The following is a 16087-nucleotide window of genomic DNA, read 5'->3' as shown; positions in this document are numbered from 1 at the left end:
GGCCGGAACGGTCGGTGCCGGAGTGCAGATGGCCAGTGATGGCAGCGCGAACAGCCGCATGACCCCGCCCTCGTCTCCGCAAGGCATCCTGTGCCCCTCTGTGGCTGGCCGCCATCCTCGACCGGGTGGGTCGCCGCCGACATCCCGCGAGTGCCCGAGCGCGGCCGGGCACTTGGGAGGGGTCGCGGCAACCCACCCTCGGGGGAGGCCGCACGGGGCCGACGGGCGAAGGTCTCACCGAGGGTGTCGAGCACCTCGGCGCCGTGACGGAGCCCGCCGGCAGCGGTGTCGACGTCCGCCACGTCGACCGTGGTGCTGTCCGCGCGGCCGGCGGCTCCGGCCCCGCGGGAGCCGCCCGGCCACCGTGCCGGCCGGTGTCCACGCCGGGTGGCCGCCGTCCAGGAAGGTGCTCGACCGCGGGCCGCGCCTGCGCGGGGAGGCCCGGCCTACGCCCGGGGCGTCGACCCGGCCGCAGCGCCCCGGTCGTCCGGCACGAGCACCGGGACGCGACCACGGCGCCGATCGCCGCGGTCGCGGCCAGGATCCCGCGTCCTGCCGAACCCGGGGCGCGACGGGTCTCGTCCGGCTCGCACCCGTCGGTTCACCGCGACTCGTCGTGCGACGCCGGGGCCGGCACGATCCCGGCCTCGGTGGCCTTCGCGACGGCTTCGAGCATGGAACGGGCCCCGAGCTTGACCAGCACCTTGCGGACGTGGCTGCGCACCGTCGAGTACTCGATGTGCAGATGGCGCGCCAGTGCGCGGTTGTCCATGCCTCGGGCCATCAGGCCGAGGATCTCGCGCTCCCGCGGGGTGAGGCTGGCGGTCAGCCGCGCGTACTCGGCCCGTCGGCGCACGACGGCACGGCGCCGGGCCAGCAGCTCGGCCAGTCGTTGGGCGGGGATGAGGATCTCGCCTTCGGCTGCCCGGTGGATGGCACGGACGAGCTCGTCGCTGGGTGCGGACTTGAGCAGGTAGCCCGCTGCGCCGGCTTCGACCGCCGCGGTCACGGCGTCGTCGGACTCGTCGGCACTGAGGAAGACGATGGCGGCGCGGGGCCGGCGCCGGTGGATCTCGGCGGCCGCCTGGGCGCCGCTGCCGTCGGGCAGCCGGAAGTCGACGAGCACGACGTCGGGATCGTGCCGCTGGGCTGCCTCGACGGCGGCGGCCACGGTGGGGACCCAGCCCAGGACCTGCAGATCGGGGTAGTCCGCCAGCAGGGCGGCCAGGCTCTCGGCGACCACCTGGTGGTCCTCGACGAGCATGACCCGGATCGGGGCGACCAGCGGTGTCTCCGAGGTCGTCATGGTGCGGGCATCTCTGCGGCCTGGCGCACACCGTGGAGGACGTCGGCGGTGTGCGGGATCCAGAACTCGACCGTCGTCCCGCGGCCGGGGGCGCTCTCGATCCGGCACCACCCCCCGGCGATCTCCGCTCGTTCCACCATGAGCGGCACGCCCAGGTGTCCTGGCGTGGATTCCACGACGGGCTGGTAGCCGACCCCGTCGTCGGCGATGGCGACCAGGCATCCGTCGTCCACGGTGGACAACCGGACGGCGACCGTGCCGGCCCGGGCGTGCCTGCGGATGTTGGTGAGCGCCTCCTGGGCGATCCGGTACACGATCAGCTGCACGTCCGCGCTGGGCTCGAAGCGGAGCCGGTTGTCCACGGTGTAGGCGGTGCCGGTGTCGGAACGGAGCTGTTCGAGGTAGCCGGTCAGGTTGGCGACGAGCCCTCGTTCGGCCGGTGGGGGCTGCAGGTCGAAAGTGAGGTGGCGCAGTCGGCCGATGGCCTGCTGGACGGTCTCCTCGACCGTGGCGAGCAGCTCCCGGTCGGCGGGTGCGTGGAGCCTGCGGCGCAGTTGCTGCAGTCGAAGCGAGGCCGCGGTGATCGCCTGCAGCGGGTCGTCGTGGATGCCGGCAGCGATGCGCTTGCGCTCGTCCTCCTGTGCCCGCACCAGGTGGGTCAGCAGCAGCTGGTGCTCGCGATCGCTCTTCCGCAGCAGGTGGAAGCTGTGCTCCAGGGCCAGTTCGTGACGGCGCTGCTCGGTCCGGTCCCGGATCGTGGCAGCGATGGAGGGCCCACGCTCGTCGCGCACCGGGCTGAACGCGACGTCGGCGGGGAACACGGTGCCGTCCTTGCGGCGGCCGGTCAGCTCTCCGCCCGGTTCGGCGACCTGCTCCTGCGGGGACGGGTGCGGGGTGCCCCACCGGCGCACGTACGTCTCGACGGGGCCACCCAGGAGGAGCTCCAGCGGTTGTCCCAGCAGCTCGTCGCTCCCGTAACCGAACAGCCGCTCGGCCTGGCCGTTGACGAGGGTGACCCGCCCCGCTCCGTCGACGATGACCAGGGCGTCGGAAGCGGACTCCGGCAGGTGCGGGGCGTGCGGCCCTGCCGCATCGGCCGCGCCGAGGGCCCGCAGGAACACCGCCACCAGCTGCTCGCCGCCGAGGCGCATGAACTTCATGGTGACGGTCACCGGGAACTCGGTCCCGTCCCCCCGGACACCGGCCAGCTCGGCCGGGGGGACGAGCGGCTCGTCGCCGGGTGCGCTCCGCGCGTTCGCCACCCAGTCGGCGAAGGCCGTGTGGTGCCGCCGGGGTAGCAGGGTGGACGCGGGCTGCCCGATCAGCTCCCGCGTGGAACGACCGAAGATCCGGTGCGTTCCCGCGTTGACCAGCCGGATGCGGTCGTCCGGCCCGACCAGGACCACGGCCGCGGGCACGAAGTCCACGAGGTCGTGGAACGTCTCCTCGCTGCGCCGCAGGTCCGCGATGGCGCGCCGGCACTCGGTACGGTCACGCAGCAGGGCGCCGACGCAGCGGGCGCTCAGGTCGACGGCCATGCTGAGCTGCCCCCGGCTCGCGCGCTCCACCGCTTCGACGATCTCCTCGCCCGGCGTGCCCTTCAGCAGGTAGCCGGCGGCGCCGGCGGCGAGCATCTCGAGGACGTGCTCGTGATCCTCGAACGCGGAGAGCGCCAGCACCGCCGTACCGGGCGCCCGTGCCCGGATCTCGCGCACGGTGTCGGGACCGGTGCCGGCGGGCATGCGCATGTCCACGAGGACCACGTCCGGGTGCAGTTCGGCGGCTCGCCGCACCGCGTCGGCGTGGTCGTCGGCCACGCCGAGCACCACCGTCCCGGGGAGGCTGTCGAGGATGTCGGCCAGGGCGTCGCGTATCGACCTGTCGTCGTCGGCGACCAGGACACGGACGCGGGTGGTGCTCATCCCGTGCTCTTCACCCGGGAGGTAGCCGGTTCGGAGGCGGCCGGCTCGCCCAGCACCTCGTGCTCGAGCCGCTCCTCGCGCGGCACCGGGACGAGGCCGCCCGCACCGGGATGCAGCCAGTCGAGCACGACCGCCATGGGCGCGACGAGCACCCGGTACGACTCCTCGTCGATGCGGTGCTCGGCGGCGAGCGCGCCGGCGGCGTCCCACGCTGCCGCCCAGAACGCCCAGTCCGAGCTGTCGTGGGACAGCGCGGCGGTCATCGCCTCCTCGCGTGCCACCATCGCGGCGTGGCGGACGAGGCTCCGGTCGACCGGCGACATCGAGCGCTGGATCGCCGCCCAGGCGGCCGCCCGGACGTCCGCCGGTGTCCGCCGCCAGGCGCCGGCGACGGCCTCGATCTCGTCGGGACCGAGATCGAGGATCCGCACGATGAACCCGATCACCCTGTGCGAGCCGGGTCCGAAGATGTCGATCATGTGCTGGCCTCCTGCGCTCACCAGTGGGCCAGCCGCCATCCTCGGCCGCGCGGTCACCGACCACATCCCGCGACGATCCGAGCCCCTCCGCGGACTTCCGAGGGGTCGCGGCAACCACTCACGGGGGAGGCGGTACGGGGCCGACCGGGGGATCGGCGTTCCGCTTCGCCGCACCGCCCGCGGGCGGTGCGGCGGACCCGGCGGCGCGCGCTGACCGGCGGGGCACCGCTGGGTGCCCCGCCGGTCAGCACCTACCGCCGGTCAGGCGTGGGTCAGGCCTCCGTCGGGGCGGCCAGGACGACGTCCACCGCGAGCGGGCCCTCACCGGCGACGACGGTCAGCTCGGCGATCCGGCCGGCCTCGGCCAGGTCGCCGCGCGCGGCCTCCACCAGGGGCACCTGCACGGCCGGCGCGGTCACGGTCGCCGAGGCGACGTCGGCCCGCATCGACTGCTTGGCGTCGGACTTGGCCTTGCGCACCCCGGCCAGCGCCGCGGCGACCACCCCGACCAGCGCCGGGTCACCGCCGGTCGGCAGCTCGCCGGCCGTCGGCCACAGCGCCCGGTGCACCGATCCCGACTGCCACCACGACCAGACCTCCTCGGTGACGAACGGCAGCACCGGGGCGAACAGCCGCAGCTGCACCGACAGCGCCGTCGCCAGCGCCGCGCGCGCCGACTCCGCCGCGGGCCCGGACCCGTAGGCGCGGGACTTCACCAGCTCCACGTAGTCGTCGCAGAACGACCAGAAGAAGGCCTCGGTCACCTCGAGCGCGCGGGTGTAGTTGTAGGCGTCCATCGCCGCGGTCGCCTCGTCGACGACCGCGGTCAGCCCCGCCAGCATGCTGCGGTCGACCGGCTCGGTCACGGCCGAGGCCGGCAGGTCGGCCGACGCCCCCAGGCCCAGCACGAACTTCCCGACGTTGAGGATCTTGATGGCCAGCCGCCGGCCGACCTTCATCTGCGCCTCGTCGAACGGCGAGTCCGCCCCCGGCCGGGCGCCGGCGGCCCGCCAGCGCACGGCGTCGGTGCCGTAGCGCTCCAGCACGTCGATCGGGGTGACCACGTTGCCCTTGGACTTCGACATCTTCTTGCGGTCGGGGTCGACCACGAAGCCGGAGATCGCCGCGTGCGACCACGGCACCGTCCCGAACTCGTAGTGCGAGCGCACCACGGTGGAGAACAGCCAGGTCCGGATGATGTCGTGCGCCTGCGGGCGCAGGTCCATGGGGAAGACGTGCGCGAACAGCTCCGGGTCGGTCTCCCAGCCCGAGGCGACCTGCGGCGAGAGGGACGACGTCGCCCAGGTGTCCATGACGTCGGGGTCGCCGACGAACCCGCCCGGCTTCCCGCGCTGGTCCTCGCGGAAGCCCGGCGGCACGTCGGAGGACGGGTCGACCGGCAGCGTCTCCTCGGCCGCCACGATCGGGTCGTCGTGGACGGGCTCACCCGCGTCGTCCAGCCGGTACCAGACCGGGAACGGGACGCCGAAGAACCGCTGCCGGCTGATCAACCAGTCGCCGTTGAGGCCCTCGACCCAGTTCTCGTACCGGTACCGCATGTGCTCGGGCACCCACCGGATCTCCCGGCCCCGGGCGACCAGCGCCTCCCGCAGCTCCGGGGAGCGCCCGCCGTTGCGGATGTACCACTGGCGGGTCGTCACGATCTCCAGCGGCCGGTCGCCCTTCTCGTAGAACTTGACCGGGTGGGTGATCGCCTTCGGCTCGCCGTGCAGGTCGCCGGACTCGCGGAGCATCTCCACCATGCGCTGCTGGGCGCTGAACACGGTCTTGCCGGCCAGCTCCGCGTACGGCCCGGCGGGCACCCCGGCCGGGGCGTCGGCGACCAGCCGGCCGTCCCGGCCCACGACCGCGCGGGTCGGCAGCTGCAGCTCCCGCCACCAGGTGACGTCGTTGAGGTCGCCGAAGGTGCAGATCATCGCGATGCCCGAGCCCTTGTCCGGCTCGGCGAGGCGGTGCGCCACCACGGGCACCTCGACCCCGAAGACCGGCGTCCGCACCGTCCGGCCGAACAGCTGCCGGTAGCGCTCGTCGTCGGGGTGGGCGACCAGGGCCACGCAGGCCGGCAGCAGCTCGGGGCGGGTGGTCTCGATGAACACCGGGCCGCCCGGGCCGTGGAAGGAGATCCGGTGGTAGGCGCCGGGGCGCTCCCGGTCCTCGAGCTCGGCCTGGGCCACCGCCGTCCGGAAGCTGACGTCCCACAGGGTCGGGGCCTCCTGCGCGTAGGCCTCGCCGCGGGCCAGGTTGTGCAGGAACATCTTCTGCGCCGTGGCGCGGGAGGACGCCGAGATCGTCCGGTAGACGTTCGACCAGTCCACCGACAGGCCGACCCGGCGCCACAGCTGCTCGTAGGCGCGCTCGTCCTCCTCGGTCAGCCGCTCGCAGAGCTCGACGAAGTTCTGCCGCGAGACCGGCTGCTGGTCCTTGCCCGGCTTGGCCGGCGGCTCGAACGACGGGTCGTAGTGCAGCGAGGGGTCGCAGCGCACGCCGTAGTAGTTCTGCACCCGGCGCTCGGTGGGCAGGCCGTTGTCGTCCCACCCCATCGGGTAGAAGACGTGCCTGCCCCGCATGCGCTGGTAGCGGGCCACGATGTCGGTGTGGGTGTAGCTGAACACGTGACCCACGTGCAGCGACCCGCTGGCGGTCGGCGGCGGGGTGTCGATCGAGTAGACCTGCTCGCGCGGCGCGGCCAGGGCGGCCGGACGGTCGAAGGCGTAGGTGTCGGCGTCGGCCCAGCGCGCCACCCACTTGCTCTCGAGGCCGTCGAGCGAGGGCTTGTCGGGTACACCGGCGCCCGCTCCGGGGACGGTGGTCTCCGGGGTGTGGATGTCGGTGGTCATGCCCCTCATCCTAGGAACCCGGCGGCTGGCATCCTGAGCAGGATGAGCGCAGGGCTGGGGACCGGGCGGGTGGACGGCGGGGACGCCGAGCTGGCCCGCGTCGAGGCGGAGCTGCTGGCCCGCTGGCCCGAGAACCGCCTGGAACCCTCGCTGACCCGCATCTCCGCGCTGGTCGACCTGCTCGGTTCGCCCCACCGCGCCATGCCGGTCGTGCACGTCGCCGGCACGAACGGGAAGACGACGACCGCCCGCATGGTCGACGAGCTGCTGCGCGGCTTCGGCCTGCGGGTGGGCCGGTTCACCAGCCCGCACCTGCAGTCGGTGCGGGAGCGGGTGGTGCTCGACGGGGAGCCGGTCGGCGCCGATCGCTTCGTGGAGACCTACGACGACATCGCCCCCTACGTGGCGATGGTCGACGCCGCCGGCGAGCACCCGATGAGCTTCTTCGAGGTCATGGTCGGCCTGGCCTTCGCCACCTTCGCCGAGGCGCCGGTCGACGTCGCGGTCGTCGAGGTCGGCATGGGCGGCACCTGGGACGCCACCAACGTCGCCGACGGGCGGGTCGCCGTCGTCACCCCGGTGGCGCTGGACCACGCGGAGTACCTCGGCCCGGACGTCGGCACGATCGCCGGCGAGAAGGCCGGGATCATCAAGGCCGACGCGGTCGCCGTCCTGGCCCGCCAGCAGCCGGCCGCGCTGGACACCCTGGTCCGCCGCGCGGTGGAGGTCGAGGCGGTCGTCGCCCGGGAGGGCACCGAGTTCGGGGTGCTCGACCGCCGGGTCGCCGTCGGCGGCCAGCAGCTGCGCCTGCAGGGCCTCGGCGGTGAGTACGAGGACGTCTTCCTGCCGCTGTTCGGCGCCCACCAGGCGCAGAACGCGGCCACCGCGCTGGCCGCCGTCGAGGCGTTCCTCGGCGCCGGCGCGACGACCGGCCCGATCGACCCCGACACGGTGCGGGCCGCCTTCGCCGCCGTGCGCTCGCCCGGCCGGCTGGAGCGGGTGCGCACCAGCCCGACCGTGCTGGTCGACGCCGCGCACAACCCGGCCGGCATGGCCGCCACCGTCGAGGCGATCCGGGAGTCCTTCGACTTCACCCGGCTGATCGGGGTCGTCGGCGCGGTCCGCGGCAAGGACGTCGGCGGCATGCTGGGTGAACTCGAGGACCTCTGCGCCGAGCTGGTCGTCACCCAGAACAGCTCGTCGCGGGCGATGCCGGCCGACGAGCTCGGCGCCCTGGCCGTCGACGTCTTCGGCGCCGACCGGGTCAGCGTCTCCCCGCGGCTGCCCGACGCGCTCACCGAGGCGATCGAGCTGGCCGAGGCCGGCCCGGACGACGCGCTCGGCGGCTCCGGCGTGCTGGTCACCGGCAGCGTGATCACGGCGGGGGAGGCCCGCACCCTGCTCGGCGGGCAGGCCCCGTGACCGCGCCCGACCCCGTCCGCGCGGCCCGGGCGCTGCGCGGGGTGGCGGCCGCGATCCTGGTGCTCGAGGGCATCGCCGTCCTCTTCGTGCCGCGGGGCATCGCGCAGACCGGCGAGGGGCTGACCGGCGGCCGGCTCACCGTGCTGCTGGTGCTGGCGGTGGTCCTCGTGCTGGCCGCGGGCGTGCAGCGCCGTCCCGCCGGGCTGCTCGTCGGCACCGTGCTGCAGGTCCCGCTGCTCCTCACCGGGCTGATCGACGGGGTGATGTGGTTCGTCGGCGGGGCCTTCGTGCTCATCTGGGCCTACCTGCTGCAGGTCCGCAGGGAACTGCTCGGCCACCCCTTCCGCGACCCCGCGGCGCCGTGCCGCCGGGAGGACGGCGGTCCCGCCGGTGACGGCGCCCCGTAGGCTGCCGCCCCGTGACGGAACGCACCCTGGTCCTGGTCAAGCCCGACGGCGTCGCCCGCGGTCTCGTCGGCGAGGTGATCTCGCGTCTGGAGGCCAAGGGCCTGCGCCTGGTCGCCGCCGAGCTGCGCACGCTGACCCGGGAGGTCGCCGAGGAGCACTACGGCGAGCACCGGGAGAAGCCGTTCTTCGGCTCCCTCGTCGAGTTCATCACCGGCGGCCCGCTGCTCGCGCTGGTCGTCGAGGGCCCCCGGGCGATCGAGGCGTTCCGCGCGCTGGCCGGCGCCACCGACCCGGTCAAGGCCACCCCCGGCACCATCCGCGGCGACTTCGCCCTGGAGGTGCAGAGCAACATCGTGCACGGCTCGGACTCCGGCGAGTCCGCCGCCCGCGAGATCGGCCTGTTCTTCCCGCAGCTGGGCTAGCCCCTGGACGACGGCCCCGTCCAGGGCCCGCCCTGAGCTCGCGAAGGGTGGGGAGGACGGGGCCCTTCATCCGTCTACCCTGGACAGGTCATGAGCGGTGAGACCCTGTACCCCCGACTGGAGCCCCTGCTCGCGCAGGTGCAGAAGCCGATCCAGTACGTCGGCGGCGAGCTGAACGCGCAGGTCAAGGCGTGGGACGACGTCGCCGTCCACTGGGCGCTGATGTACCCCGACGCCTACGAGGTCGGGCTGCCCAACCAGGGCCTCATGATCCTCTACGAGGTGCTCAACGAGCGGGACGACGCCCTCGCCGAGCGCACCTACGCCGTCTGGCCCGACCTCGCCGCCCTGATGCGCGAGCACGGCGTCGGCCAGTTCACCGTCGACGCGCACCGCCCGGTGGCCGACTTCGACCTGCTCGGCGTCAGCTTCGCCACCGAGCTGGGCTACACGAACCTCCTCGAGGCGCTCGACCTGGCCGGGGTCCCGCTGCACGCGGTGGACCGCGACGAGACGCACCCGGTCGTGGTCGCCGGCGGGCACGCCGCGTTCAACCCCGAGCCGATCGCGGACTTCGTCGACTGCGCGGTCCTCGGGGACGGCGAGCAGGTCGTCGGCGACATCACCGACGTGGTGCGGGCCTGGAAGGAGCAGGGCCGGCCCGGCGGCCGGGTGGAGCTGCTGGCCCGCCTCGCCCGGGTCGAGGGCGTCTACGTGCCCCGCTTCTACGCGGTCTCCTACGGCCCGGACGGCGCGATCGCCGCCGTGACCCGCACCCGCGACGACGTCCCCGCGCGGGTCGGCAAGCGCACCGTCATGGACCTCGACGAGTGGCCCTACCCGAAGCAGCCGCTGGTGCCGATGGCCGAGAGCGTGCACGAGCGGATGAGCGTGGAGATCTTCCGCGGCTGCACGCGCGGCTGCCGGTTCTGCCAGGCCGGCATGATCACCCGCCCGGTCCGGGAGCGGACCATCACCGGGATCGGCTCGATGGTCGACCAGGGCCTGCGCGCGACCGGCTACGAGGAGGTCGGCCTGCTGTCGCTGTCCAGCGCCGACCACTCCGAGATCGGGCAGGTCGCCAAGGAGCTGGCCGACCGCTACGAGGGCACCAACACCGGGCTGTCGCTGCCCTCCACCCGGGTCGACGCCTTCAACGTCACCCTCGCCAACGAGCTGTCCCGCAACGGCCGGCGCTCCGGGCTCACCTTCGCCCCCGAGGGCGGCAGCGAGCGGATCCGCCGGGTGATCAACAAGACGGTGTCCAAGGACGACCTGGTCCGCACCGTCACGACCGCCTACGCCAACGGCTGGCAGCAGGTGAAGCTCTACTTCATGTGCGGTCTGCCGACCGAGACCGACGAGGACGTGCTGGAGATCGCCGAGCTGGCGGTCGAGGTGATCCGCGCCGGCCGGGAGGCCAGCGGCCGCAAGGACATCCGCTGCACGGTCTCCATCGGGGGGTTCGTGCCCAAGCCGCACACCCCGTTCCAGTGGGCCGGGCAGGCGAGCGCGGAGACCGTCGACTCCCGGCTGAGGCTGCTGCGGCAGGCCATCAACAGCGACCGCCGCATCGGCCGCTCCATCGGGCTGCGCTACCACGACGGCAAGCCGGGCATCGTCGAGGGGCTGCTCTCCCGGGGCGACCGGCGGATCGGCCGGGTCGTCGAGCGGGTCTGGCGCGAGGGCGGCCGGTTCGACGGCTGGAGCGAGCACTTCTCCTACGAGCGCTGGACCGCCGCGGCCGCCGCCGAGCTGCCCCCCCTCGGCGTCGACCTCGACTGGTACACCACCCGTGAGCGGACCGAGCACGAGGTGCTGCCCTGGGACCACCTGGACTCCGGGCTGGACAAGGAGTGGCTCTGGGACGACTGGCAGGACGCCCTCTCCGAGGAGGAGGTCGCCGACTGCCGGTGGACCCCCTGCTACGACTGCGGCGTCTGCCCGACCAACGGCACCGAGATCCAGATCGGGCCGACCGGGCGCAGCCTGCTCCCGCTCACGGTCGTCGGCCGGTAGTGGCCCGCCAGCCCACCGGGCCGCCCCCGCCGCCCACCGTCCAGCGCCTGCGGCTGCGCTACACCAAGCGCGGCCCGCTGCGCTTCGCCTCCCACCGCGACCTCGCCCGCGCGCTGGAGCGGGCGCTGCGCCGCGCCCGGGTGCCGATGGCGTTCTCGGCCGGGTTCAGCCCGCACCCGAAGATCTCCTACGTCGGTGCCGCGCCGACCGGTGCGGCCAGCGAGGCCGAGTACGTGGAGATCGGGCTGGCCGAGGCCCGCGACCCCGAGGAGGTGCGCGCCGCGCTGGACGCCTCGCTGCCGCCGGGCGTCGACGTCCTCGAGTGCGTGCAGGCCGCGGAGGGTGGTGGCTCGCTCGCCGACCGGATCGACGCCGCCGCCTGGCGGGTCGAGCTGCCCGGCGTCGAGCCGGAGCACCTGGCCGCGGCCGTCGCGGCGTTCCTGGCCCGCGAGGAGGTGACGGTCGCCAAGCGCACCAAGAACGGGCTCCGGGACGTCGACGCGCGGGTCGCCGTGGCCGCCGCTTCGGCGGGCGGGACAGCAGGTTGTGCCATACTGAGCCTGGTCGTCCGGCAGGTGACGCCCGCCGTTCGACCCGACGACGTGTTGGCCGCTCTGACTGCCGTCGCCGACCTGCGCCCGCCGTTGCCCCCTCGGGCCGTGCGTGAGGCGCAGGGCCGGCTCGACGACAGTGGGACGGTGGCCGACCCGCTCGGTCCGGACCGCGCCGCGCGCGACCGCTGCCAGGGGGAGCGTGCGACGGTCTGACCGGTGGTCCCCCGGGCCGCACGCCGTCGCGCGGCACGGCTGCCAGGCGTGACGCACCCCGGATCTCGCACCACCGCAGACCAGCACCACCGCAGACCAGCACCACCGCAGCACCGGCACCCGGGCGCGACGACCTCGCACCCGGGCGCCACCCACAGACTTCGTGGGCCGGACGCAGCCGCCGCACCCCGGCGCCCGCCGCCCGACCCGCCCAACCCGTGCTCCTGCGCGGCCGCCTGTCGCAGTACCGACCGGCGCCCGGGGGCACCACACAGGAGGCGAGCCACTCGTGGCCGACCAGGACGACGACAGCACCCGCACCGCCGCCGAGGGGAGCGCTCCCGAGGCCACCCCGGCCGGGCCGCCGCCCGCCGACGAGGGCCTCGATCCCGCGGCGCTGCCGGATGACCCCGCGGCGCTGCCCGATGACCCCGCGGCGCTGCCCGATGACCCCGCTGCGCTGCCCGACGGCGCGGCCGCGGGGGAGACCCCGGCCGAGCAGGAAGCCGAGGACGAGGCCGGGGCCGACGGCGAGGCGGGGAACCCGGAGGCGACCGAGGGGTCCGCGGCGCAGCCCGCCGCCCCCGCGCAGCCCGCCGCCACCGCGGAACCCACCGAGCCCGCGGAGCCCACCGAGTCGGAGGACACCCCGTTCAGCCGGTTCGGCGCGCACTTCAGCTCGCCGGAGCCGACCGCGGTCGTGGCCCGGCCCCGCCGGCGGGCGACCCGTCCGGCGGGCGCGGCCGAACCGGGCGACCACCCCGCGCCGCCGCCGGTGGCCCCGACCGTGCCGGCGTTCGTCAGCTTCGTCGCGCCGGCCGAGGCCGAGGAGCCCGCGCCCCCGCGCCGGCGCAGCCGCCGCACCCAGGCGGAGTCCCCCGCGGTGGAGGACGAGGACCGCGACGACACCGCGGGCACCGGCGACGCCGAGACCCCGGACACCGACGAGGAGACCCGCGCCCCGCGGTCGCGGCGCAGCCGCTCCCGCCGGCGCTCCGGCGGTGACGAGGCCGGCACCGGCGGCCAGGACGCCGCCGCGGACGACGAGCAGGCCGACGAGGACGACACCGACACCGACGAGGCGGAGGACCGCGACGAGGGCACCTCGGGCGGCAGCCGGCGCCGGCGCCGAGGCCGCCGCGGCCGGGGCCGGGGCCGCAGCGGGGACGACACCGCCGAGGGCGAGGACGCCGACGAGTCCGAGGACGCCGACGAGGACCAGGGCACCGGGTCCGACGACGAGGACGACACCGACACCGACACCGCCGAGGGCGAGGAGGGCGGCTCGAGCACCCGGCGCCGCCGTCGCCGCCGCCGTCGGGGGAGCGCGGAGGAGCGGGCCGAGAGCGGCGAGGAGGAGCGCCCCGAGCGCGCCGGCCGGGACGGGCGGACCACCAGCGACGACGACGTCCGGGGCGTCACCGGCTCCACCCGCCTGGAGGCCAAGCGGCAGCGCCGGCGGGACGGCCGGGACACCGGTCGCCGGCGTGCGCCGATCCTGACCGAGGCCGAGTTCCTCGCCCGCCGCGAGGCCGTGGACCGCAAGATGGTCATCCGCCAGCGCGGCGAGCGCACCCAGATCGCCGTCCTCGAGGACGACGTGCTCGTCGAGCACTACGTCACGCAGGCGCAGGCGACGTCCTTCGCCGGGAACGTCTACCTCGGCCGGGTGCAGAACGTGCTGCCCTCCATGGAGGCGGCCTTCATCGACATCGGCAAGGGCCGCAACGCCGTCCTCTACGCCGGTGAGGTCAACTGGGACGCCGCCGGCCTGTCGGGCAAGCAGCGCTCCATCGAGCAGGCGCTCAAGTCCGGGGACAAGGTCCTCGTGCAGGTCACCAAGGACCCGATCGGCCACAAGGGCGCGCGGCTGACCCAGCAGGTCAACCTCCCCGGCCGGTTCCTGGTCTACGTGCCCGGCGGCTCGATGACCGGCATCAGCCGGAAGCTGCCCGACACCGAGCGGCAGCGGCTCAAGGACATCCTCAAGCGGATCGTCCCCGAGGACGCCGGTGTGATCATCCGGACCGCCGCCGAGGGCGCCTCGGAGGAGGAGCTCACCCGCGACGTCAACCGGCTCAAGGCGCAGTGGGAGGTCATCGAGAAGAAGGCCGAGGCCGCGCAGAACGGGTCCGGCGGGGCGCCGTCGCTGCTGTACGGCGAGCCGGACCTCGCGATCCGCGTCATCCGCGACGTCTTCAACGAGGACTTCAAGGAGCTCGTCGTCCAGGGCGACGACGCCTGGGACACCGTCGAGGCCTACGTCGCGCACGTGTCCCCGGAGCTGTCGGGCCGGCTGACCCGCCACACCGGCGAGGGCGACGTCTTCTCCGCCCTGCGCATCGACGAGCAGCTGGCCAAGGCGCTCGACCGCAAGGTCTGGCTGCCCTCCGGCGGCTCGCTGGTCATCGACCGCACCGAGGCGATGACCGTCGTCGACGTCAACACCGGGAAGTTCACCGGCTCCGGCGGCAACCTCGAGCAGACCGTCACGCGCAACAACATGGAGGCGGCCGAGGAGATCGTCCGCCAGCTCCGGCTGCGCGACATCGGCGGCATCATCGTCATCGACTTCATCGACATGGTGCTGGAGAGCAACCGCGACCTCGTCCTGCGGCGCCTGACCGAGTGCCTGGGCCGCGACCGCACCAAGCACCAGGTCGCCGAGGTCACCTCGCTGGGCCTGGTGCAGATGACCCGCAAGCGGGTCGGTCAGGGCCTGCTCGAGGTCTTCTCCGAGCCGTGCGAGCACTGCCGTGGCCGGGGTGTGCTGGTGCACACCGACCCGGTCGACGAGCGGCGCCGGGGCGGCAACGGCGGCGGCAACGGCCGCCGGGACGCCGGCCGCGGCGGCTCGGCCAAGGAGTCGGGCGGCAAGGAGTCGGGCGGCAAGGACACGGGCGGCAAGGAGTCGGGCGGCAAGGAGTCGGGCGGCAAGGACGCCGGCGGCACGGGCACCGGGACCAAGGACGCGGGCACCCAGGACACCGGCGGCCGCACCGAGGACACCGCGTCGCGTCCGGCGGGGTCGCCCGACGGCGAGGGGGAGGGGCAGCGCTCGGGCGGCCGGCGCAGCCGCGGGCGGCGCAACCGCAGCCAGGCCGGCGAGGAGCGGGCGGCCGAGGACGCCGCGATCGTCTCCAGCGCGACCGAGGAGGCCACGGACGACGCCCCGGCCGACGAGCCGGCGGCTGACGACGTGGTGACCGGCGAGGTGGCGGCCGGCGAGGCGGTGGGGCACGAGGTCACGGCCGACGTCCCGTCGGGGGACGGGGCTACGGCCGACGTCCCGTCGGGGGACGGGGTCACGGCCGACGTCCCGTCGTGGGACGGCGTCCCGGCCGAGGCCGCGGCGCCGGGCGGCCGGCCCGACGCCGGCACCCCCGGGCCGGGTGCCGCACCCGCCACGCGGGCCGACGCGGCGGTGCCGACCGCCGTGCAGGTGGTCGCCCCGCTGCCCCCGGCTCCGGCGGCTGCCGGGGAGGCCGGGGGAGCCGAGGAGGACGACGTCCCGCCCGGCGCCGGGCCCGACGACCCCGGACCGGCCGACGAGCCGACCGAGCGGGCCGAGGACGGCCAGGACGCCCCGGCCGCGGCGGACCCCGCCCCGACCGGGACCCGGCCGCGCCGCCGCCGGGCGGCCAGCCGGCCGGCCGGCCCGCCGGCCTCCTGACGGACCCCGCCGCCCCCACTCCGCGCGAGCTCGCGGTGGGACCCTGCGGCGGGGCCACCGGGGCTCGGGTACGCTGGCCGGGTTGCACCGCCCCGGTGCGGGCACCGGCAGGTGCCGCCGGGAGGCGAGCGCAGCCCGTCCCGCAACCGGCGCTCCCGTGCCGGGGAGCGCGCAGGACACGCCAGAAGCGATCGAGGAGTCAGTGGTGTACGCAGTCGTCAAGGCCGGTGGCCGTCAGCACAAGGTGGCCGTGGGCGACCGGTTCACGGTCAACCGCCTCGCCGGCGAGGCGGGCGACACCGTCACCCTCCCGGCCCTGCTCCTGGTCGACGGGGACACCGTCACCAGCGACGCGCAGGCCCTGGCGGGCGTGACCGTGACCGGCGAGATCGTCGGCCACGGCAAGGGCCCGAAGATCCGCATCCACAAGTTCAAGAACAAGACCGGGTACCACAAGCGCCAGGGGCACCGTCAGCCCCTGACCGACGTGGTCGTCCGCGACATCACGAAGGGCTGACGCCGACATGGCACACAAGAAGGGCGCCTCGTCCTCCCGCAACGGCCGCGACTCCAACGCCCAGCGGCTCGGCGTCAAGCGCTTCGGCGGCCAGGTCGTGAAGGCCGGCGAGATCATCGTCCGGCAGCGCGGCACCCACTTCCACCCGGGCCTGGGTGTCGGCCGCGGTGGCGACGACACGCTGTTCGCCCTGCAGCCGGGCGCGGTGACCTTCGGCACGCGGCGCGGCCGCAAGACCGTCTCGGTCACCGCCGTCGAGGCCTGACAGAGGGGCCCCTGCCCCCGCCGCACGCGA

General features: G+C 74.9%; 12 protein-coding genes. 8 read left to right on the top strand and 4 right to left on the bottom strand.

Annotation, left to right across the window (positions count from 1 at the left end; translation table 11 throughout):
* Positions 1-601: 601 nt before the first annotated feature.
* From ACI8AC_RS02215 to valS, 4 genes are all read right to left on the bottom strand, one after another.
* Positions 602-1306, bottom strand: coding sequence for a response regulator (locus ACI8AC_RS02215; RefSeq protein WP_456894756.1), 705 nt, complete (start codon positions 1304-1306; stop codon positions 602-604).
* A complete protein-coding gene (locus ACI8AC_RS02210) occupies positions 1303-3228 on the bottom strand; it encodes a PAS domain S-box protein (protein WP_456894754.1) in 1926 nt (641 codons plus the stop codon). Before ACI8AC_RS02210 ends, ACI8AC_RS02215 begins: the two co-directional genes overlap by 4 nt.
* Positions 3225-3707, bottom strand: a complete 483-nt coding sequence (locus ACI8AC_RS02205; protein ID WP_456894752.1) for a hypothetical protein — start codon at positions 3705-3707, stop codon at positions 3225-3227. Before ACI8AC_RS02205 ends, ACI8AC_RS02210 begins: the two co-directional genes overlap by 4 nt.
* Before the next feature lie 272 nt (positions 3708-3979).
* Positions 3980-6565 (bottom strand): valine--tRNA ligase, encoded by a 2586-nt coding sequence (gene valS / locus ACI8AC_RS02200; protein ID WP_456894750.1) that lies wholly within the window; start codon positions 6563-6565, stop codon positions 3980-3982.
* 42 nt (positions 6566-6607) lie between these two features.
* Here valS and ACI8AC_RS02195 point away from each other — a divergent pair, with 42 nt between their 5' ends.
* The 8 genes from ACI8AC_RS02195 to rpmA all read left to right on the top strand — a co-directional run bounded on the left by ACI8AC_RS02195 (position 6608) and on the right by rpmA (position 16057).
* A complete protein-coding gene (locus ACI8AC_RS02195; RefSeq protein ID WP_456894748.1) occupies positions 6608-7987 on the top strand; it encodes a bifunctional folylpolyglutamate synthase/dihydrofolate synthase in 1380 nt (459 codons plus the stop codon).
* Positions 7984-8394: a DUF4233 domain-containing protein gene (locus tag ACI8AC_RS02190; RefSeq protein WP_456894747.1), complete on the top strand. Its 411-nt coding sequence runs from the start codon at positions 7984-7986 to the stop codon at positions 8392-8394. Before ACI8AC_RS02195 ends, ACI8AC_RS02190 begins: the two co-directional genes overlap by 4 nt.
* 11 nt (positions 8395-8405) lie before the next feature.
* A complete protein-coding gene (ndk, locus tag ACI8AC_RS02185; RefSeq protein ID WP_456894746.1) occupies positions 8406-8816 on the top strand; it encodes a nucleoside-diphosphate kinase in 411 nt (136 codons plus the stop codon).
* Positions 8817-8906: 90 nt separating this feature from the next.
* The gene (locus ACI8AC_RS02180) at positions 8907-10835 is read left to right on the top strand and encodes a TIGR03960 family B12-binding radical SAM protein (RefSeq protein ID WP_456894744.1); all 1929 of its coding nucleotides are present in this window, start codon (positions 8907-8909) and stop codon (positions 10833-10835) included.
* Positions 10835-11602 (top strand): TIGR03936 family radical SAM-associated protein, encoded by a 768-nt coding sequence (locus tag ACI8AC_RS02175; protein ID WP_456894742.1) that lies wholly within the window; start codon positions 10835-10837, stop codon positions 11600-11602. Before ACI8AC_RS02180 ends, ACI8AC_RS02175 begins: the two co-directional genes overlap by 1 nt.
* A 289-nt stretch (positions 11603-11891) precedes the next feature.
* Entirely contained in the window at positions 11892-15275 is a 3384-nt protein-coding gene (locus tag ACI8AC_RS02170; protein WP_456894740.1) for an Rne/Rng family ribonuclease, read from the top strand.
* 205 nt (positions 15276-15480) lie between these two features.
* The gene (rplU, locus tag ACI8AC_RS02165; protein WP_089405053.1) at positions 15481-15792 is read left to right on the top strand and encodes a 50S ribosomal protein L21; all 312 of its coding nucleotides are present in this window, start codon (positions 15481-15483) and stop codon (positions 15790-15792) included.
* Positions 15793-15799: 7 nt separating this feature from the next.
* Positions 15800-16057 (top strand): 50S ribosomal protein L27, encoded by a 258-nt coding sequence (rpmA, locus tag ACI8AC_RS02160; protein WP_117378971.1) that lies wholly within the window; start codon positions 15800-15802, stop codon positions 16055-16057.
* The last annotated feature ends 30 nt before the right edge of the window (positions 16058-16087 follow it).

This window comes from Geodermatophilus sp. SYSU D00758 (genome assembly GCF_054049955.1).
This window is presented reverse-complemented; position numbering and strand designations above follow the sequence as displayed.